The organism is Methermicoccus shengliensis DSM 18856 (assembly GCF_000711905.1).
GTDB lineage: Archaea > Halobacteriota > Methanosarcinia > DSM-18856 > Methermicoccaceae > Methermicoccus > Methermicoccus shengliensis.
On sequence record NZ_KL543983.1, the window covers coordinates 270,280 to 287,535 of the forward strand.

23 protein-coding genes, 1 tRNA gene and 1 pseudogene are annotated in these 17,256 nt (G+C 50.9%); 14 read left to right on the forward strand and 11 right to left on the reverse strand.

Going from position 1 to position 17,256, the window contains the following annotated elements:
- Positions 1-12: 12 nt before the first annotated feature.
- Both BP07_RS07925 and tsaA read right to left on the reverse strand, forming a co-directional pair.
- On the reverse strand, positions 13-1,182 hold the full coding sequence (locus tag BP07_RS07925) for an MFS transporter (RefSeq protein ID WP_042687705.1): 1,170 nt from the start codon (positions 1,180-1,182) through the stop codon (positions 13-15).
- 9 nt (positions 1,183-1,191) lie between these two features.
- A complete protein-coding gene (tsaA, locus tag BP07_RS07930) occupies positions 1,192-1,641 on the reverse strand; it encodes a tRNA (N6-threonylcarbamoyladenosine(37)-N6)-methyltransferase TrmO (RefSeq protein ID WP_245597087.1) in 450 nt (149 codons plus the stop codon).
- 65 nt (positions 1,642-1,706) lie between these two features.
- Here tsaA and dmpI point away from each other — a divergent pair, with 65 nt between their 5' ends.
- Entirely contained in the window at positions 1,707-1,901 is a 195-nt protein-coding gene (gene dmpI, locus BP07_RS08495; protein WP_052353372.1) for a 4-oxalocrotonate tautomerase DmpI, read from the forward strand.
- Here dmpI and BP07_RS07935 read toward each other — a convergent pair.
- A tRNA-Ser gene (locus BP07_RS07935) sits at positions 1,896-1,979 on the reverse strand. The genes dmpI and BP07_RS07935 overlap by 6 nt on opposite strands.
- A gap of 184 nt (positions 1,980-2,163) precedes the next feature.
- Between BP07_RS07935 and BP07_RS07940 the strand changes: the two genes are divergently transcribed.
- On the forward strand, positions 2,164-2,877 hold the full coding sequence (locus BP07_RS07940) for a DUF116 domain-containing protein (protein WP_042687708.1): 714 nt from the start codon (positions 2,164-2,166) through the stop codon (positions 2,875-2,877).
- A gap of 92 nt (positions 2,878-2,969) precedes the next feature.
- The gene (locus BP07_RS07945; RefSeq protein ID WP_042687711.1) at positions 2,970-3,152 is read left to right on the forward strand and encodes a 4Fe-4S binding protein; all 183 of its coding nucleotides are present in this window, start codon (positions 2,970-2,972) and stop codon (positions 3,150-3,152) included.
- Between the two features lie 166 nt (positions 3,153-3,318).
- On the opposite strand, the gene BP07_RS07950 is transcribed toward BP07_RS07945, so the two are convergent.
- Positions 3,319-4,512 carry a geranylgeranyl reductase family protein gene (locus BP07_RS07950; protein ID WP_042687713.1) on the reverse strand — a complete coding sequence of 398 codons (1,194 nt, stop codon included), beginning with the start codon at positions 4,510-4,512 and terminating at the stop codon, positions 3,319-3,321.
- A 38-nt stretch (positions 4,513-4,550) separates the two neighbouring features.
- Here BP07_RS07950 and truD point away from each other — a divergent pair, with 38 nt between their 5' ends.
- The 3 genes from truD to BP07_RS07965 all read left to right on the forward strand — a co-directional run bounded on the left by truD (position 4,551) and on the right by BP07_RS07965 (position 6,690).
- Positions 4,551-5,825 carry a tRNA pseudouridine(13) synthase TruD gene (gene truD / locus BP07_RS07955; protein ID WP_042687721.1) on the forward strand — a complete coding sequence of 425 codons (1,275 nt, stop codon included), beginning with the start codon at positions 4,551-4,553 and terminating at the stop codon, positions 5,823-5,825.
- Between the two features lie 89 nt (positions 5,826-5,914).
- On the forward strand, positions 5,915-6,226 hold the full coding sequence (locus BP07_RS07960; protein WP_042687722.1) for a transcription factor S: 312 nt from the start codon (positions 5,915-5,917) through the stop codon (positions 6,224-6,226).
- Positions 6,226-6,690: a DUF1616 domain-containing protein gene (locus tag BP07_RS07965; protein WP_084174185.1), complete on the forward strand. Its 465-nt coding sequence runs from the start codon at positions 6,226-6,228 to the stop codon at positions 6,688-6,690. The genes BP07_RS07960 and BP07_RS07965 overlap by 1 nt, the downstream gene beginning before the upstream one ends.
- On the opposite strand, the gene BP07_RS07970 is transcribed toward BP07_RS07965, so the two are convergent.
- Entirely contained in the window at positions 6,666-7,217 is a 552-nt protein-coding gene (locus BP07_RS07970) for a metal-dependent hydrolase (protein ID WP_042687725.1), read from the reverse strand. The two genes, BP07_RS07965 and BP07_RS07970, sit on opposite strands and share 25 nt — an antisense overlap.
- A 464-nt stretch (positions 7,218-7,681) precedes the next feature.
- On the opposite strand from BP07_RS07970, the gene BP07_RS09105 reads away from it, so the two are divergent.
- The 4 genes from BP07_RS09105 to BP07_RS07990 all read left to right on the forward strand — a co-directional run bounded on the left by BP07_RS09105 (position 7,682) and on the right by BP07_RS07990 (position 9,305).
- Positions 7,682-7,804, forward strand: coding sequence for a type II toxin-antitoxin system HicB family antitoxin (locus BP07_RS09105; protein WP_245597088.1), 123 nt, complete (start codon positions 7,682-7,684; stop codon positions 7,802-7,804).
- A 137-nt stretch (positions 7,805-7,941) separates the two neighbouring features.
- Positions 7,942-8,289 carry a nucleotidyltransferase domain-containing protein gene (locus BP07_RS07980; protein WP_211247083.1) on the forward strand — a complete coding sequence of 116 codons (348 nt, stop codon included), beginning with the start codon at positions 7,942-7,944 and terminating at the stop codon, positions 8,287-8,289.
- Positions 8,286-8,687 carry a HEPN domain-containing protein gene (locus BP07_RS07985; RefSeq protein WP_042687730.1) on the forward strand — a complete coding sequence of 134 codons (402 nt, stop codon included), beginning with the start codon at positions 8,286-8,288 and terminating at the stop codon, positions 8,685-8,687. The genes BP07_RS07980 and BP07_RS07985 overlap by 4 nt, the downstream gene beginning before the upstream one ends.
- A gap of 303 nt (positions 8,688-8,990) precedes the next feature.
- Entirely contained in the window at positions 8,991-9,305 is a 315-nt protein-coding gene (locus tag BP07_RS07990) for a UPF0175 family protein (RefSeq protein WP_042687732.1), read from the forward strand.
- A gap of 682 nt (positions 9,306-9,987) precedes the next feature.
- Here BP07_RS07990 and BP07_RS07995 read toward each other — a convergent pair.
- A complete protein-coding gene (locus BP07_RS07995; RefSeq protein WP_042687734.1) occupies positions 9,988-10,854 on the reverse strand; it encodes a nucleotidyl transferase AbiEii/AbiGii toxin family protein in 867 nt (288 codons plus the stop codon).
- On the reverse strand, positions 10,844-11,641 hold the full coding sequence (locus BP07_RS08000; RefSeq protein ID WP_042687736.1) for a type IV toxin-antitoxin system AbiEi family antitoxin domain-containing protein: 798 nt from the start codon (positions 11,639-11,641) through the stop codon (positions 10,844-10,846). Before BP07_RS08000 ends, BP07_RS07995 begins: the two co-directional genes overlap by 11 nt.
- A 551-nt stretch (positions 11,642-12,192) precedes the next feature.
- Here BP07_RS08000 and BP07_RS08005 point away from each other — a divergent pair.
- The 3 genes from BP07_RS08005 to BP07_RS08015 are packed head-to-tail and all read left to right on the forward strand — an operon-like array spanning position 12,193 to position 14,834.
- Entirely contained in the window at positions 12,193-13,194 is a 1,002-nt protein-coding gene (locus BP07_RS08005) for a YeiH family protein (RefSeq protein WP_042687738.1), read from the forward strand.
- A 40-nt stretch (positions 13,195-13,234) separates the two neighbouring features.
- Positions 13,235-14,068: a universal stress protein gene (locus BP07_RS08010; protein ID WP_042687740.1), complete on the forward strand. Its 834-nt coding sequence runs from the start codon at positions 13,235-13,237 to the stop codon at positions 14,066-14,068.
- A 1-nt stretch (position 14,069) separates the two neighbouring features.
- Entirely contained in the window at positions 14,070-14,834 is a 765-nt protein-coding gene (locus BP07_RS08015; protein WP_042687742.1) for a TrmB family transcriptional regulator, read from the forward strand.
- A gap of 85 nt (positions 14,835-14,919) precedes the next feature.
- On the opposite strand, the gene BP07_RS08020 is transcribed toward BP07_RS08015, so the two are convergent.
- On the reverse strand, positions 14,920-15,189 hold the full coding sequence (locus BP07_RS08020; protein ID WP_157203160.1) for a hypothetical protein: 270 nt from the start codon (positions 15,187-15,189) through the stop codon (positions 14,920-14,922).
- A 277-nt stretch (positions 15,190-15,466) separates the two neighbouring features.
- Between BP07_RS08020 and BP07_RS08025 the strand changes: the two genes are divergently transcribed.
- Complete coding sequence (locus tag BP07_RS08025; RefSeq protein ID WP_042687747.1) at positions 15,467-15,745, forward strand: hypothetical protein; 279 nt, start codon at positions 15,467-15,469, stop codon at positions 15,743-15,745.
- Positions 15,746-15,804: 59 nt separating this feature from the next.
- Here the strand turns inward: BP07_RS08025 and BP07_RS09110 are convergent, their stop codons facing one another.
- From BP07_RS09110 to mntA, 3 genes and pseudogenes are all read right to left on the reverse strand, one after another.
- Positions 15,805-15,921 (reverse strand): ATP-binding protein, encoded by a 117-nt coding sequence (locus BP07_RS09110; protein WP_245597089.1) that lies wholly within the window; start codon positions 15,919-15,921, stop codon positions 15,805-15,807.
- Positions 15,922-16,098: 177 nt separating this feature from the next.
- Entirely contained in the window at positions 16,099-16,515 is a 417-nt protein-coding gene (gene hepT, locus BP07_RS08030; RefSeq protein WP_042687750.1) for a type VII toxin-antitoxin system HepT family RNase toxin, read from the reverse strand.
- Positions 16,512-16,922: pseudogene (mntA, locus tag BP07_RS08035) on the reverse strand (type VII toxin-antitoxin system MntA family adenylyltransferase antitoxin); the annotation flags it as partial. The gene hepT and the pseudogene mntA, both read right to left, overlap by 4 nt.
- Positions 16,923-17,256 lie beyond the last annotated feature (334 nt).

A 17,256-nucleotide genomic window follows, 5' to 3' on the forward strand; every position in this document is an offset into this window, starting at 1 on the left:
GCTCTTCATGCTTTAAGCCCTGCCGTTCATCACCATTGCGATGAGCAGTGCCATCCCGAGGGCGAGCAGGGAGCACGCATAGAACGGCGCACGTATGCCCCACGCCGCTGCAACCATGCCCGTGAGCACGGGCCCCAGCGTCTGCCCCAGCCGCAGCACCATTCCGTTCACCGACATGAATGCCGCACGGTACTCGATGGGCGCGAGCTCGGCGAGCAGCGTCTGCACGCTGGGGATGTTCAGCCCCTGACCCACTCCGAGCAGAAGGGTGGGTATGAGCATGAGCCAGGGGCTGGGCACGAGCGGGATGAGGGTGAGGGAGAGGGCATAGAGCAGAAAGGCGATGAGCACCAGCGCCCTCTGGGAGCGCCCACTTGCCAGCCTCCCCACCTGCGAGGACGTGAGTGCGGTCGTGAACGACATGCTGGACATCAGGGCACCAATCATCATGGGGGTGAGGTGAAAGGTGTGCGCAAGCAGCATGGGGAAGAACGTCAGGTATGCCCCATACAGGATGATGAACGTGGCGACACTCACCACGAACAGCCCGAGCACCTCGGCGCTCATGCTTTCACGCACGCCCCTGAGATAGTCTCCAAGTGCCTCTGTGCTCCTTGGCTCTGGGCTCTTCAGCCAGAGCATTGCAGCGATGCCCACGGGCACGCCGATGAGGGAGAGCATAAAGGGATACCTCCATCCGAACATCGCCAGCAGCCCGCCAATCGCCGGGTAGCTCCCAGTCCCCATGCTGAGCACGCTGGCGTTGTATCCCATTGCCTTGAGGCGCTCCCTCCCCTCATACAGGTCACCTATGATGGTGACGTTGAGCGAGCCGAGTGCGGCTGCACCCACACCCTGCATGAGCCGCAGTGCGACAAGCTGCGCAAAGCTCTGGGATAGCGCACACATGCCGCCTGCGATGCCGAACAGCAGGAGCGAGGGCATGAGCACGGTCTTTCTGCCGTATCTGTCGGCGAGCACGCCCAGCACCGGTGTGAGCACCACGCCCGGAAGGGTGAAGCACGTGATGAGCAGCGCTATCTCCCCATATGAAACAGCAAGAGCCTTTGCTATGCGGGGAAGGGCGGGGGTGATGCTGGACACCCCGAGCACCGCCATCAGCGTGATGGCGAATATTATCTGCAGGTTGGTGTCAAGGTAGAGCCTGGTGCTGTGCTGCATACTTCGCTGCTACTCCTCGAGCCATCCAATGGTGGCATGGGGCACACAGTCCGCCCTTGCGGAGTATGGCTTGATGTCTATCAGGGGCGAGCCATCGAGCGCATCGAGCCCCCTCACCCTGAGCGTTGTGCCCTCACGCTTTAGAAGCTCTACCACGCACAGCCCGATGGGGTTTGGGCGATGGGGTGAGCGGGTGGCGAACACGCCGTGCTCCCTTCTGTCGTGGGGAGGGGTGGCGAGCAGCACGTCCCTTCTCGACCTGTGCTGCCAGTACAGCACGATGAGGTGTGAGCACTGCTCGATGTCCTTGAGCCCCTCGGCGTACTGCTCGAACACCTCAAGGGCGCCCTCCTCCCCTGCGAGTGCTCCCTGATGCGGGGCGTCCCGCACATCCCGATATGGGGTGTGCACTACCCCTATTGCCACAAGATGCATGAGGGACACTATCCATGGCATCATAAATATCCATCGATTGCGGGCTTGAGCCCAAGGCTTTAAGTGTGGTGCGTTTCATACTCATTGATATGCCGGTAATCACGGTGGACGGGCCCACGATAGAGGACATCGAGGTGAAGAGAGCACTCGTTGAGGAGCTCACACGTGCTGCCGCAAGGGCGTACGGGCTTCCAGAGCAGGCGATTATCGTCCTGATAAAGGAGAGCTCACCCGAGAACGTGGGGGTTGGGGGCAGGCTCGTGTGCGATAGGTATGAGCGCTGAGGGGGAGATTCGAACTCCCGAGGGGCAAAAGCCCCACAAGCTCTCCAGGCTTGCGCCTTACCACTGGGCCACCTCAGCACCCGCCACCACAGCACCCGTCATATACCGCCCACTGCTGCTTAATAAATGTTGCGAGGGGTCGAGGGGTGCAAGTGTGAGGCGTCCTCTACTCGGTGTGAGGCGTCCTATACTCGTGCACATCTATCCCTCGCTATCCCTCGGGCGGTAGCTTTTTCATGCTCCACCCCTAATAGGCGAGCACATGCACACACTCGCACCGCTCGAGCTCTCGGACGAGTTCTATCGGCTCATGGGCGAGGGGCTGGTGTACCTTGGCATAGCCGTACTCGTGCTGCTCGCCGTCATCATCGTGGTGGCGCTCTTCACCGCAGCGCTCATGGCATACTCGTTCAGGCGGGACAGGTACTACCTTCCGAGGTTCATCCTGTGGAGCATCTCGGTGATGGGCGGCATCATCAAGGCGGTGTTCACGTTCTTTCGCATGGACCCAGAGAGCGTGGACAGGGTGGCGGTGGAGCTCAAGAACAGGGTGATGCTCGAGCGCTTCTATGCGACGCCCCCAGAAAGGCGCATGATACTGCTTCCCCAGTGCCTGCGCTCTGTGGAGTGCCCAGCTCCGCTCACGCCAGAGGGAATAGCGTGCGTGAACTGCGGGCGGTGCCCAATCGGAAGGGCAAAGCAGAGGGCTGAGGAGCTGGGATACAGGGTGTTCATACTGCCGGGCTCGAGCGCCATCAAGCGGCTCATCAGGAAGTACGAGCCAGAGGCGATACTGGGCGTGGGGTGCATCATGGAGGTGAGGGAGGGGCTGGAGCTGTGCCATGGAGCAGGGCTCACCGCTGTGGGGCTGCTGCTCCAGAGGGACGGATGTGTTGCCACCACGCTGGACTGGGATGCGTTCTATGCCCTCATAGATCCTGCACGGCATGGGGGTGAAAAGCAGGGGGCGACATAGACCTCCAAAAAAGGCGCTCTCGCAAAGTGTTTTGTGGGGTTTTTTGTAAAGCATGCAAAAGTATATATATGTGGTGCGATAGGGGTGTGGGCATGATAAGGGTGGACCCGAACCGATGTCCGCAGAACCACAGGTGCCCCATGGTTGCAAGGTGTCCGATGGGCGCCATCACTCAGGATGGGCACTCGCTTCCGAGGGTGAGTGCTGGGCGGTGCATCGAGTGTCTCGAGTGCGTGAGGCACTGTCCCATGGGCGCACTCTACCAGACGGTATAACAAAGTAAGATGGGAGGGTGGGAAGCATGGGCAAAAATGGGGCTGGAGAGACTCCAGCCCGTGAGCACATCTCACTTTGACTTGCCTGAGCCCTTCTTCTTGCCCATGGTTCGCCTCCTGCTGTGATTGGCAGCATCTGCCCTGCTCCATGTTTGAGTATATATAGCTATCTGAACAACAGCGCCTTTAGAATTGGGAGCATGGACATGCCCAGCTTCGAGGCTATTCTCCTCGCAAGCTCGATTGGTTTCTCCATGTCCCCGTGCTCGTTGATTACGTGCACCACCTCTGGCTTTGCGAGCGCCGCCACAATCTCATCGAGCTGTCCATCCGAGAGCCCGCTAAAGAACTCCTGAAGCCTGAGCCCCACGGAGAGCTCCTTTCCCACCTCTCCCCTCCACGCACGGTCGTATGCAGCGAGCGTCCCTGCCGAGGTGTCTCCATCATCGAGTGCCATGAGTGCCACCTCTGCCGCCATCTTGGCGCACCTCACCCCCATGTACACGCCTCCGCCAGTGGTGGGCTTCACGTGCCCTGCAGCATCCCCGACCACCATCACGCCGTCCGCACTCGTGCGCTCAGGCGTGCCCATGGGGATGCCCCCGAGCACGAACCCTAGGGAGGTGTGGGGGGATGCGAGATGCTCTTTCAGGGCGGGGTGCTCTCGCATCATGCGCATGAGGTGCTCGTGTGGACTCGTCTGGGAGAGCCCCGGCTCCATCGCAAGCCCGATGCGGGCCTGTCCGCCATGGGAGGGCACCGCCCATCCGAACAGCCCCGGCGCCCACCCCCCAAGAAACAACTCCACACCCTCCTCGTCTGGAGGGGAGTAGGGCACCTCGAGCTGCACGCCAGAGAGCACCTTTTTCACCCCGCCAAGCCCGAGGGAGCGGGTGATGCGCCCTCCCACCCCCTCTGCCACGATGCACACCCTCGCATCGAGCGAGAGGGGCTTCCCATCGTACACGCCCTCCACCACCACCCCCTCGTAGTGCGGGCGCACCGCCCTGATGTGTGCTCCAAGCAGCAACCGTGCACCAGCACGCACAGCATTCCTCGCCATCTCGCCATCCAGAATGCGCCTGTCCACACAGTACGCCCTCGTGCGCTCGTCCCCTATGCAAAGGCACCCCCCAGAGGGGGCGTATATGCGGGCACGCTTCAGTGGGCGCACGATGCACGCATCCGACACCTCGCACTCATCGAGAGCCCTCTGGCTCAAGAGCCCGGTGCACTGCACTGGAAAACCCACGCTCCTGTGCTCCTCGCACAGCAGCACCTCTGCCCCTCCCTCTGCGAGCTTTTTTGCAGCCATGCACCCAGCGGGTCCCGCTCCCACCACCACGACGTCAGTGTGCATCCAAACGTTAATACGCACCCCCGCTTATGTGCCTTTCCATGGTGCGGGAGAGCCCCCATGCCGCAGAGAGGGCGTGCGGCATGGAGGTGTACGGCTCGGATGCGGATGGCATTGGCGGGGTGCTCAAGGCGAGATGCGAGGACTTCGTGGTGAGGGAGCTGTACGAGCCCCGCCTGAGCGATGAGGGCAGGTATCTCCTGGTGGAGGTGGAGAAGACCGACTGGGACACACACCAGCTCGTGAGGGAGATTGCAAGGAGGCTGCACATCAGCTACCGACGCATAGGGTTTGCTGGCACCAAGGACAAGCGTGCCCGCACCATCCAGCTCATGAGCATATACGGCGTGCGCTGGGAGGACGTTGAGCCCCTTCGCATAAGGGACGTCTCCCTGAGGTTCGTGGGCTACTCCCAGCGGGACGTGGGGCTTGGCGACCTTGCGGGCAATGCGTTCGTGATAAGGGTGAGGGACGTTAGCGTATCGGGGGAGGAGTGTGAGGAGAGGCTCTCCCTCATCCACGAGCAGCTCCAGAGGCTCGGGGGTGCTCCCAACTTCTTTGGGATGCAGCGGTTTGGCACGGTGCGTCCCATCACCCACGAGGTGGGAAGGCTGCTCGTGCGTGGGGATGTGGAGGGGGCGGTGATGTGCTACATCGGGATGCCCTTTGAGCAGGAGCCAGAGGACACCCGCACCGCAAGGGAGCGGCTGTGGGAGGCGTACCGCTCTGGGCTAACCGCAGATGCAGTAAGGGAGGCGCTCAGGAGCTTTCCAAGACACCTTCGCTACGAGCGGGCGATGCTCGACAAGCTCATCTCTGGCACGGCTGAGGATGCGATGAGGGCGCTGCCCATCAATCTTCAGAGGATGTTCGTGCACGCCCTTCAGTCGTACCTGTTCAACCGCATGCTCTCCGAGCGCCTGAGGCTCGGGCTGTCCCTGCGGGAGCCACAGGTGGGGGAGTGGGTGCTCGTTGGAGAGAGGGCACAGCGTGTGGACGAGGGCACGCTGGACATGGCGGCGAGGCTCGTGCGGCACGGCAGGGCTCGTGTGGCTCTGCCCATCGTGGGCTACGACACCGATGTGGAGGCTCTGCCAGAGTACGCCCGAAGGGTGCTCGATGATGAGCGCATAGAGCCCGAGATGTTCTCCCTTCCACATCTCTCCGAGCTATCCCCTGCAGGCACGCTGAGGGAGGTCGCCACCTCTCTGCCCTCACGGTTGTGCGTGGACGATGAGGGTGTGGTGCTCCACCTCACACTGCCCAAGGGCTGCTATGCCACGGTGGTGCTTCGGGAGTATACCAAGTCGCCGTAGGATGTTGAGTGGTGGGAGAGATTAGTCCGATGCCAGGCTGATGCGACAGAGTTAAGTAGTGGAGTTCATAGTGGTGTGGCGGTGAAGGCATGCATTTTTGTCCCAAGTGCAGGAGCATCATGATACCCTCTGGCAGCGTGCTGCGGTGCAGAAAGTGCGGGTTCGAGCAGGAAAAGCCTCAGGACGGGACAATGGTGTTCACCAGCAGGATGCAGGCAAGGGACATCACCGTGCTCGAGGAGCAGGAGGAGGCTGGGCTTCCCACCACAAAGGCACACTGCCCGGAGTGTGGCAACGACACCGCCTACTGGTGGCTGCGGCAGCTCAGAAGCGCTGACGAGAGCGAGACCCGCTTTTTCAGATGCACCAAGTGCGGCTACACGTGGCGTGAGTACGACTGATGCGTGAGGCAGATATGGGAGGAGAGGGGCGTGAGTGCTCGACGCGGGGCTCTGGATGCCGAAGGGTGCTCTCCCTCGTGCTCCTTCTCGCCCTCATCCTTGCGGTGCTCGCCACTATATACATCGCCCTGTTTCCTCCTCCGGGAGAGCCCTTCACCGAGTTCTACATGCTGGGCGAGAGGGGAAAGGCTGCCGACTATCCCACGCACCTCATGGTCGGGGAAAAGGGCACGGTGATTGTGGGCATCGTGAACCATGAGCACGCCCCCATCACATATCGGCTGGTGGTGCGCCTGGATGGTGTGGTGGTGCACACCGAGAGCGTCCCTCTCGAGGACGGCAAAAAATGGGAGAAGTCCATCGCGTTTTCTCCCACCCACAGGGGAAAGCAGAGGCTGGAGCTTCTGCTCTATCGGAATGGCGAGGTGTACCGCTCGCTTCACCTGTGGGTGGATGTGGTATAGGGGAGCATCATCCCGACCCATCCCCTTCCATCCACGAGCGTTCTCAGCACTGCAGCGCCCAATAGGAGCACGAGCCCTATCTTGAGCACGTGGGGGTCTGCTATGCCGTACAGGGTGTGGTGGTAATCCATGAGCCCGATGTTGAGCCTCTCCATGGAGAGTGGCCAGAGATAGCGGCACCTGTTGATGATGAGCGCGTCCTCGAACAGGTGGGCACCAAACCCGACGCCAGCGAACACGAAGGAGTCTCTGAACTTTATTCCAAAGGGGTGAAGCAGAAACGCTGCTGCAGTCGCATACACCGCGAGCACCGCTATGTTGTGAAAGTCTCCGTGCCCTATGGGCTGACCCAGCACGAGCACCGTGATGCCAACCTTCCTGAGCAGCGCATCCGCGAACACATCGGCATCTGGGGCGTAGGCGCTCGCCACGATGAGCCAAGAGTGTTCCCTTCCCGTCGCCCTCCGATAGAGCATGCCGAACACGATGGCGATGGCTGTTGAGTATATAAGGTGCTCGAGTATCATCTACGCCCACTTGACTGACAAAACACAAAAGGTTTCCTCTGTTTGATCCCTTCCAGATAAAGCAAACCAGAGTCGTGAAATGATGATGTCGCAAAGGGAACTTAAATGGCATGAAACAAGCTGGTTTAAAGGAGGTGAGGGAGGATGTGTGAACTACCCCTTGCTTACTCAAGGAGCTTCCCGCTTCCCAGAGAGAACTTACCATCATCGGTAGCTCTTTCAGCCGACCTAGGCAGAGGTTCCCTCTCCACGGGCTTGACTTCGGACTGTCCCATCCCTAGGCTACCTTTCGGTAGCGACAGAAAGCATAGAGAATACAGTACAAATAGCTTGCTGGCTCTCATCCCCCTACGAAAGGGACTTCCCGCCCGCAGCAGTTAAATACACGATAATCATTGAAAAAGCTGAAAATAATTATTCAGCTTACTGCCCGGATGTATTGATGTATTGCCACTGGACAAACTGTGGAAGAGACGATTGAAAGAATGAAGGAAGCAATAGCCTTTCATATAGAGGGTTTGAAAAAGGAAGGGCTAAGGATTTCCGAAGCTACCACTACTGCTGTATCCATTGAAGTGGTTGTATGACGCCTTCCATTCAACAAACAAGCCTGAACAGAGAAAACAGCTGGGGTTGGTGATGGTGGGGCTGGGGAGAGGATTGTTGAGATAGCGGGATGTGAAGATCCAGCAAGAGGAGACAAATTTAATGGTGGTGCAGTAGTATGAGCAATATGGCAGGAGTGAGAGGTATTGGGAGAGAGAAAATCAGGGAAATTTTAAAGGAGCTCAAAGTCGATGTTACTGATGCGCTGGGAGACAAATTCGCTGATATGATTTTGTTTGGCTCCTACTCAAGAGAAGATTTTTCTGAATACTCTGATGTGGATGTTTTAATTCTGGTTAGAGATGAGTTAAGCAAAGATGAGAATGAAAAAATTGATGAGCTGGTAGCTGAATATTCTTTAAAGGACGATATCGCAATTTCATGCATAATTTATCCACTGAAGATATTTGAAGAGTACAGCACACCTTTTCTCTTAAATGTCAAAGAAGAGGGTATCAGAATATGAAGAAATACGAAAGGGAAATAAGAGCCTTAATAATAAAAGCTGAAAGGAGTCTCAGGGCAGCAAAAAGCTTGCTGCGTTCCGGAGATTATGATTTTGGGGTTTCGAGAGCGTACTACGCTATGTTTTACTGTACCGAGGCTTTACTCTTAACAAAGGATTTAAGATTTTCAAAACACTCTGCCGTTATTGCTTACTTTGGTAAAGAGTTTGTTAAAGAGGGGTTACTTTCAGAGGAGCTTCATAAATATCTCGTTAAAGGATTCAGGGAAAGACAGAAAGGAGACTATGAAGTTATAACTATGCCAAACAGGGACGAAGCTGAAGATCTGGTAGACAAAGCAGAGATATTTCTGAACGAGACAAAAGATTACTTAATAAATATAGGATATTATTTATAAAAATTGACAGGTGAATGGATGATGGCAATAGTCCCCGGCACTCGCCCTGAGATGATCAAAATGAGCCCCGTGATGATGGAATGCGAGAAAAGAGGGTTAGATTACTTTATTCTGCATACAGGACAACATTGCTCTTACGAGATGGATAATTAAGAATTAGAGCTGCCTCAGCCTGAGTATAATCTGGATGTGGGCGGAATTCATGCAGAGCAGACCGGCAAATGATGGTTGGAGTTGAAAAAGTTCTGAAGAGTTTTGATGAGGAAAATAGATGGAGAAGTTTTATTACGCTGAGAGTTGAGAATGAAAACATGTGAACAGAAAATGGGAGCAGTAGAATATATACTGAATGCTTCGGAAAAACTGGGTTACAGAAAAGAGGATTTGCTACGTGATGCAATAAACATGTTCCTGGCTGCAAATAAGGAACTGAGAGAAAAAATAGCCATGGAATTGTATAAAGAAGGTGAAATAAGTCTCGGTAAAGCATCAGAAATGGCTGGACTGTCTTACGAGGAGATGAAAGAGCTTTTAATCAAAAATAATATCACGATAAGGAGGGGGCCAGAATCGGCAAAAGAGCTGAGAGAGAAAGCAAAGAGGCTAAGCATGCTTTAGCTGACACAGGGTTTATCAGCGCTCTTCTAAAAATAGATCACCTGGATTTAGTCTTCAAATTGTTTGATAAGTTGTTCATAACAGTGAAAGTATACGAAGAACTGAGCAGGAGTAGAACCCTGATTAAACCACTGGTCAAAATGGGAGTGACCCCGATTTCATAAGGCAAAGCAGGAAAGATAGCAATGTGTATCTCTACTATCGACAAACTGGAGAACAGGGTTAAAGAAGGTGAAGAGAGGGGGATGGAGGCTCCGGACATATGATTTGACTATCCTCTGAAAGAATACGTTTGTGAAGAAGTAGGAGAGGGAATAATCCTAAAAGAGGGAAAAGTAATAGAGATAGAAGTCCTTTACTTTACTGGGAAAGATATACCGCTGGAATTTAAGACCATTGCGAAATCCAGCGTTGAGTAGAAATCTGAAAGTTTAACTCCTCTAAAAGCCTTATGTCGACGAACTTCATTTCAAAGCACAAGCCACTGTGAACCACTCACCTGCGTGTAGGTGGGCTTCCCTCAGCACGCCACCACGGCCGGGGTCGGGCCGTTCACGGGTCCCGATTGCCATCTCATGACTTTTGACGGGTGCCACATTTTCTTTTAAATAATTGTTAGATTATAAAGACAACCACCTTTGGGCAACCAGACTTCTGAAAGCTGTGGGTCAGCTAAAGCTGATCATCCAGTCTTCAGTTTGTGTTTTTCAATCTCACCTTTCAGCGATTCAATCATTTCAACCCAGCTGGGTCTCAGGTGCTTGGGTATGAAGTGATTCGTGGAGTTACCAATATATCTTGCATTCTTCCTGGCTTCATCGAGTTTTCCGGTAACGTTTTCAAAGAAATTTCTATCAATCCTGTAAAAATCCAAGACCAATTTCAAAGCGTTTTCAAACTTTTCCATGTCAAAATCGAGTTTCAAAGCGTAAAAGACGTCATAGATGTCCTTGCCATCCATGCGGTTGTGTAAAGCTATAAGTTTTCTTGCGAGCAAATCTTCCAGCGAATAAACGCGGAAAATCGTGGGATAAGAATCAACAAAGGGGGACTTAACCAGAGCGGGTTTAGCCTCGACAGAAGGGGGCTTGCTAAGATAAAACTCCACCCTGACTCTATCTCTATTGCCGAGTTCATTAATGTAATGGCAATCAAAGCGTAAAGTTCTGTGCAGAATTTTCGGGCCTGAAACATCGAAATCCTTTACCGCCTGCATCCCCGCATTGATGCTTCTGATGCTCTCGTCAAGACCCGAGACGTGATGCGCAACCTCGTAGCCCGCTGGCGCATTGATGCTTCTGATGCTCTCGTCAAGACCGTGCCCGAAGCAATCTACGGAGTAATCTAAATCAATATCTTCTGAGAAACGGCTGACTTTGAGCTTTGAGAGGTAAACTCTGTTCAGAGCTGTCCCTCCTTTTAAAATCACACTCTCTCCAAATATCTCCCAGATCTGGGAGAGCAGGTATGAGACTTTCTCGTCCTTTGAGATGTAATTCAAGCTCAAACCTGTCTTTGCGGCAAGATAGCGAAGCATTTCAAGCTCCATAAGCCCACCCCAGGATTCTTTCCTTTCCGAGGTTGTCTGTAACTTTCCAAGCTGAGATAAAACGCCCCTTAGAAGGGGCTGTCGGAATTAATCTGGTTCTGGTTTTAACCCTGCCTTTGAAAAACAGAAGGACGTTCTCCGGGACTTTAAAATCAAGCTCCCTCCTCATCAAATCCAAGATATAGCCAGTCCTCTGGCAGAGCGATGGCGAGGCAAACTTTTTGAAATAACTTAAAAATTCATCCCAGTCCATGTTTTTCACTTCAAACAGCGCTTTAGTTATTGTTTCGTAACCTCCAGCGTACTGGGGCTTATAAAAGCAGTCAAAGAAAGTTTTTGCTTTAGTTGAGATGTAAACCCCTCTGTAAAATGTGATTCCGATTGCTCTCTCCCCCATTGAAACAGCCCTCACGGTGTAGCTGTTCAGCTCAACCCTTCCAGATTTCTCAGGTGTTGCGACGAAGATAGTGAAGGGCTCGTATTCGATCAGATCGTAAAGCCTCAATGCCGAGGAAAATGCAATATATCCTTTAAAAATGCTCAGGGCAATTTCGTACGGGTTCTCGATGAGCGGCTCCTTTGAGGGAGTTTTCTGGACAAGATACAGACCTTTCTTCAGACGGTAGAGGTAACCCTTCCTTTCAAGGCTCGATGCAACCTTGTATATCATCTCCTCGCTCAACTCCGGAAATAAATCCTTGAGTTCGGTGGTTGAGATAATTCTGGCATTTTCAATAACCCTGAAGACCAGCTGTTCACTCTTCGTGAGGTAGTAATTTTTCTTCATATCCTTACCATTCTGGTCAGGAACTTGATAAAATTTTCGAAGGATTGAGAGCACCGTTGAAGAGAAATTATCTTTGAGCTCTCTTGATTCTATCTCTGGCAGGCCAGGCCTGTGAAACTCAACTATGACCTGTTGATTACAGGGTCAACAGTTGCTTACGGAGTAAACGACTCCGGTCTATTTATTCAAAAACTCGTAAAAATCTTGTTGGCTATTTGAAGAGAGTAGACGAGCTAAAATCTGAAAGGTCGGAAGTAGAATACGTCTTTTAATTAGGGAAACGTTGGCTCTTTATGGACAAAATACGTCGGTTTACTGAGAGATCGGTTGCTAAATTCGTCTATGCTAACGTACTTCTTATTGCAATCATCATCCGATTGGGATTTGAGGAAAAGAAAGCTCTGCAGAGGCTGGCTGAGTGGTGAATTTGGAGACACCCTAAAAGGTGGTTATGTTGACGGGTCCTGCTGTACAAGCACAATTTTTAAAAAGGTCACCATCTATAAGTGGTGAACACCATTAAAAAGTGGTGTTAATATGGAGGCGGTGAGATGGGTGAGATAGGAGTTAGGGCTATTAAGATAACGCCAGGTCTAATCTACTCAAGCGCGCTCGCAGCATTAGCCACAGTTCTAACCCAAACAGTAAACAATTACATTGCAATTTCTCCTCTGATACTTGCCATAATCATTGGGATGATTTTCAGAAATGCTACAGGTCTCCCGAAGATTTTCCGTCCGGGAGTGGAGTTCTCGCTCAAGCGCATCCTGAGAATAGCCATCATTATGCTCGGTCTAAAAATTAGCGTTGCGGAAATTGCTCATATCGGCAGCAAGGGGTTGATCGTAGTTATTGCAAGCGTTGTATTGACTCTGGCATTTTCAATTTGGTTGGGAAAGCACACCAGAATTTCGGAAGAACTGGCGACACTCATTGGCACAGGTGTTAGCATGTGCGGCGCTTCTGCAGTGATTGCAGTGGGAGGTGTTATAAATGCCAGAGACCGCAATATTGCCTTTGCTATTGCTACAGTTACGCTTTTTGGCACAGTTGCCATGTTCGTCTATCCTGTGCTGGCCAAGATCATGGGTCTGTCCAGCGTATTTTACGGCGTATGGGCGGGAGCCAGCATACACGAGGTGGCGCAAGTGGTGGCAGCAGGCTATGCCGTCAGCAATACAAGCGGCGACATCGCAACTGTAGTCAAGCTTTCGAGGGTTGCCCTTCTTGCACCTATAGCTATAGTCTTGGGCATTCTCTTAGCTAGGAAGGATGTCGGTGGCTTCAGTTTCCGGTCAGTACCAGTTCCATACTTTATCCTCGGATTCGTAGCGATGATTTTCATCAACTCGGTGAGAATAATACCTGACGCAGTCTCAAGAGCAATGATTCAGATTGACGATCTCCTGCTGGCTATAGCGATGGCTGCTATGGGGTTGAACACGAGTTTCCGGGACATGAAGGAAGTGGGGATAATGCCGTTCTATGTCGGACTTATTGCATGGATGTTCATAGCAAGTATTTCTTATGTGTTAATTTCAATACTATATTAAAAATTTATATTCAAATTTAGATGGTAGGGGGTGAATAATTATGGTGGAAGTATGTGGAATCGGCAATACGAATAAATTTAAAATTCTTGTGGCGACAGACGGGTCTGAAGCATCTGAAACTGCTGTTAAGCTTGCGGTGAAACTGACAAAAGCCCTTGACGGAAATCTACACGCGATTTCGGTAGTCTGTAACCAGTTAAAAAGACAGAATGCTGAAGAAGCCATTGCATCGGTTAGAGAGTTATTTCCAGATTCTTACACGGTTATCAGGGAAGAGCACCCGGTTAATGAGATCGTTTCGTACGCAAAAGAAGTTGATGCCGACCTTTTAGTGGTGGGGTCTCACAACCGTTCTGGACTTGAAAGAATGTTCATAGGTAGCGTTTCCGAAAAAGTTGTACGTCATGCAAAAACTTCCGTGCTTGTGGCACGTTCATCAGCACTTCCAGAGCGCGTGCTGGTTGCTACAGATGGTTCTGAATATTCACAAACCGCGATCGAGTGGGTACATTGGCTTCGAGAACGCATACCCTTTGAAATAACGGTCTTACATGTAATGGATACGTCCGATGCTGTGCCATCGCAGCTATATTTTGAAGAATTACAACGTCGCAGAGATCACGCTCTCGGCATGGCCAGAAAGATTCTCGGTGATACTGCAGACTACATTTCGATGAAGGGACATCCAGTCTCCGTTATTGTAGATATCTCAGCGGACTATGATCTTGTAGTAACGGCGTCTCATGGAAGAAGCGGTATAGATCATCTACTTCTTGGGAGTGTCGCTGAACGAGTGGTGCGATTTTCTAAGACAAGCACACTAGTGGTGAGAGGCAAAAAACTAAATAAGGCACAATCTCGAAGGATCGTTTAGAATGGATATAGTAATAGATGAGAGCTTTGTTAACGCACTCCGTGACTATGGACTTACCACGTATGAGGCAAGAGCGTATTATGTACTCCTGACTATAGGCGAAGCCAGTGCAGGAACTATAGCGAAATTATCTGGAATTCCACAACAGCGCATTTATGATACACTATCCTCACTTGAACGTAAGGGATTCATCCAAGGCAGACACACAAACCCCAAAAAATACGCAGCAGTGGGCGTCCATTGGGCTCTTACAAATCGGATCAGACAAATTAGTGCAGAGTTTAATGCCAGAATGGAAGAACTCAAAGAACGAATTAAAGAAATTGAAGAGCGAGCGCCCAAACTCCAAACTAGTGATGGAGGCTCTCAGGTATGGATAATCGAGGGAGAAGAGGCAATCATTGGTCGGATTCTGGAAATGATTCAGGGTGCAAAAAAATGTGTTAAACTTATGGGTGAACGACCTCTATTCACTCTAAAGTGCAAGAATGCGCTGAAAAAATATCTTCCAAAAGGCGTGAAACTTTATGCATTAGGTACATTTGAGCGTGTTTGTAAGGATGAAATCTACGCTCTGAGCGGAGAGGTAAGGGAAGTCGGATCCTGCAGTAATTACATTCTTGTAGTCGATGACTCGAAACTTCTCATGGTCTACTTCGACGACAATGGAATTCCATACGGTTTGTATACTGAAAACGAAGGCATAATTCGCCCACATATTTATCTGTTTGATCTGCTTTGGGAAAAAGAGACCCGTCAACTTTAACGCCTCAAATGGATATAATAAACACGTCAACAAAAGATTATCCTGCTAATAAGAAACCATATTTCATAACACTTTTTTCCCACTATTAAGAAATAATACTTCTCCGGCGGTCTTTGTATCTGTTTTTTCTCCCATACTTTTCTTTTGCCATCTCCTTTAAATGACCTTCAAGCGAATCTTTTGGATATTCTTCTGAGATCCTTCCCCCAATCGCAACAATACCACGATTTTTGAGAAATTCAATTGCTTCAATAATTCTCCACATCTCAATTCCAAGCTTTGTTCCACTCTCGAACTCAAAAACAACTTTATTACTCTTTCTCACAGATTGATACCCAATATCTGTCACTGTCACATAAACAATCCATCTGGTGTAATGTTTAGAACATATGCAATCTTTTTTGCCCCACCCAAGAGAGGGGTCCCCACCGGCCGGTTCACGCTTACGGCTCTCGTATGAGTGGTGTTGCCCGGTGTGAACTACCCGAAGACAGTGGCTTCCCTCAGCACGCCACCACGGCCGGGGTCTGGCTGTGGGTCGGGCCGTTCACGAGCCCCCCGATGCCACATGCCACATACCACTCCTCTCTCAACATCATGACTTTTGACGGGTGGCACATTTTCTTTTATAATTGTTAGATTATAAAGATAACCCACCCGCCTCTCCTATTTCACCACAAATTCACCACGCCGTCAAGACGGTGTGTCCTCTCAGCGACATTCTTATAGAAAAAGCGGAGAAGATTGCTGAAAGAGAAGGTTTATCTGTATTTAACATTCCAGAGTTGCTTCTGGTTTGTAAGGAGAAAGGACTCATAGACAAGGAGGAAATAAAGCAAATAATCGAAGAACTGAAGGATAAAGACAGATACCATTTCAAAAAAGAAGTTGGGGAAGTATTGCTGAGATAGAGTTGAAGTCAACTACCACAGTACTTGCTGATTGTTGCCAGACAACATTTCCCCGATTTTTAACTTAAGTTGCTGCCAACTCTCCTCCTGCCGTAGATCACGATAAACTCGAATATGTCGCTGTCCAGCCTTTCTCCCAGAGCCTTCAGCTCTTCCACTCTGTCAACGAACTTCATGATAACCGCCGTTATGATAATTTGAGTTATCATTTGGGTTTGCTATGTAAAGAAGGTAGCCCCTGAGTCCGGATAAGGTAGTGGCTGCGTGAACCAGCCTGTGGGGACCCCCCTCTTTAAGGCTCGTAAAGAACTCCTCACAGAGCCCCTTGCGTGAGGGGGCAGCTCACACATCCATCATTTTCCTAAGAATTCCTCTATTCTCCCTATAAACTCATAGAAATCTCCAATGTTTTCCCTTAATATCCCAAATGCAAGTTTGTCATCTATTCTTCCGTATCTGTGCACAACTATGTTTCTAAAACCCCTCATGGCTTTCAACTTTTCCCTCATTTTGTTGCTTAAAATCTTATTTTTTACCAGATTCTCTACGATATCCTCATCACTGCCTGGAATTCCAAGTTCAAGATCGGCATTTATGATGGCACAGATGTCAAAAACATTTTCAATCGCAAATTCTACCCTTTTGTAAATCCCATCTTTTACCAGTCCCATACTGGAGAATTCCTCAAATTTATCAGGTAGATGCTCTTCTACCAGTCCTATGCTTTCTTTTATCTCCTTTATTTTTGTTCTAATAATCTCTTCCCTCATCTGATGGCTCTCACCCCAATATAATCATAAAATCTATGTTTAAACCTCTCAAAATCTTTTATCGTCTCAATAGCAACATCATATAAAAACCTCTTATTTTTGCAGTAGATTACCTTTCCCCTCAAAACCTCCACCCTCACATAAATGGGGAGCTGCTGAAAAATGTGAACGTCATATCTGTCATCAAAGAGTTCTGAAAGTACTTTAAACCTGAATCTTGATGCCTCCTCCGGGGCACCATCATAATATATGCAGAGGTCTATATCAGAACCCTCAGTCATCCGCCCCTCTGCTGCTGAACCATAGAGGATGATAAATGCTACTTTCTCAAATCCCTCTATATTCTTAATTTTCTCAGTTACCTCTGCCAGCTTTTTCTGTATCATGTTCATGCGTTTCTCCCTGTGGGTTCTAGTGCACGTGAACTACTCCCCACGCTTACGCATGGGGCTTCCAAACAGCTTAACGAAGCTGGCACGTGAGTGGATTAATGGGGTGTGGCTTAGCCACACCCCTTAATGCGCTATTTTGCCGGCTTTTGTAAAAAGCCGACGTGAGTGGATTATGGGGGATGGCACAGCCATCCCCCTTAATGCGCTGTTTTGCTGGCTTTTGTAAAAAGCCAAGTGGACGACAGCTGCGGTTGGGCGTTCACCTGAGGCTTTACGCCTCAAGCTCATGCACCCTTCGGGACGGTCACGAGCCCCGCATCCCATCGAACTCGTTATCCGATGGGCTACA

Excerpts from the sequence above, each read along its gene's own strand:
- BP07_RS07925 (WP_042687705.1), bottom strand. The coding sequence starts at position 1,182 with ATGCAGCACAGCACCAGGCTCTACCTTGACACCAACCTGCAGATAATA.
- BP07_RS09110 (WP_245597089.1), bottom strand. The coding sequence starts at position 15,921 with ATGAAGTTCGTTGACAGAGTGGAAGAGCTGAAGGCTCTGGGAGAAAGG.
- BP07_RS07995 (WP_042687734.1), bottom strand. The coding sequence starts at position 10,854 with ATGGAGCTTGAAATGCTTCGCTATCTTGCCGCAAAGACAGGTTTGAGC.
- BP07_RS07960 (WP_042687722.1), top strand. The coding sequence starts at position 5,915 with ATGCATTTTTGTCCCAAGTGCAGGAGCATCATGATACCCTCTGGCAGC.
- BP07_RS08010 (WP_042687740.1), top strand. The coding sequence starts at position 13,235 with ATGGTGGAAGTATGTGGAATCGGCAATACGAATAAATTTAAAATTCTT.
- hepT (WP_042687750.1), bottom strand. The coding sequence starts at position 16,515 with ATGAGGGAAGAGATTATTAGAACAAAAATAAAGGAGATAAAAGAAAGC.
- BP07_RS08005 (WP_042687738.1), top strand. The coding sequence starts at position 12,193 with ATGGGTGAGATAGGAGTTAGGGCTATTAAGATAACGCCAGGTCTAATC.
- BP07_RS08000 (WP_042687736.1), bottom strand. The coding sequence starts at position 11,641 with ATGAAGAAAAATTACTACCTCACGAAGAGTGAACAGCTGGTCTTCAGG.
- BP07_RS07965 (WP_084174185.1), top strand. The coding sequence starts at position 6,226 with ATGCGTGAGGCAGATATGGGAGGAGAGGGGCGTGAGTGCTCGACGCGG.
- BP07_RS08015 (WP_042687742.1), top strand. The coding sequence starts at position 14,070 with ATGGATATAGTAATAGATGAGAGCTTTGTTAACGCACTCCGTGACTAT.
- tsaA (WP_245597087.1), bottom strand. The coding sequence starts at position 1,641 with ATGATGCCATGGATAGTGTCCCTCATGCATCTTGTGGCAATAGGGGTA.
- truD (WP_042687721.1), top strand. The coding sequence starts at position 4,551 with ATGGTGCGGGAGAGCCCCCATGCCGCAGAGAGGGCGTGCGGCATGGAG.
- BP07_RS07940 (WP_042687708.1), top strand. The coding sequence starts at position 2,164 with ATGCACACACTCGCACCGCTCGAGCTCTCGGACGAGTTCTATCGGCTC.
- BP07_RS07945 (WP_042687711.1), top strand. The coding sequence starts at position 2,970 with ATGATAAGGGTGGACCCGAACCGATGTCCGCAGAACCACAGGTGCCCC.
- BP07_RS07980 (WP_211247083.1), top strand. The coding sequence starts at position 7,942 with ATGAGCAATATGGCAGGAGTGAGAGGTATTGGGAGAGAGAAAATCAGG.
- dmpI (WP_052353372.1), top strand. The coding sequence starts at position 1,707 with ATGCCGGTAATCACGGTGGACGGGCCCACGATAGAGGACATCGAGGTG.
- BP07_RS07990 (WP_042687732.1), top strand. The coding sequence starts at position 8,991 with ATGAAAACATGTGAACAGAAAATGGGAGCAGTAGAATATATACTGAAT.
- BP07_RS07950 (WP_042687713.1), bottom strand. The coding sequence starts at position 4,512 with ATGCACACTGACGTCGTGGTGGTGGGAGCGGGACCCGCTGGGTGCATG.
- BP07_RS07970 (WP_042687725.1), bottom strand. The coding sequence starts at position 7,217 with ATGATACTCGAGCACCTTATATACTCAACAGCCATCGCCATCGTGTTC.
- BP07_RS07985 (WP_042687730.1), top strand. The coding sequence starts at position 8,286 with ATGAAGAAATACGAAAGGGAAATAAGAGCCTTAATAATAAAAGCTGAA.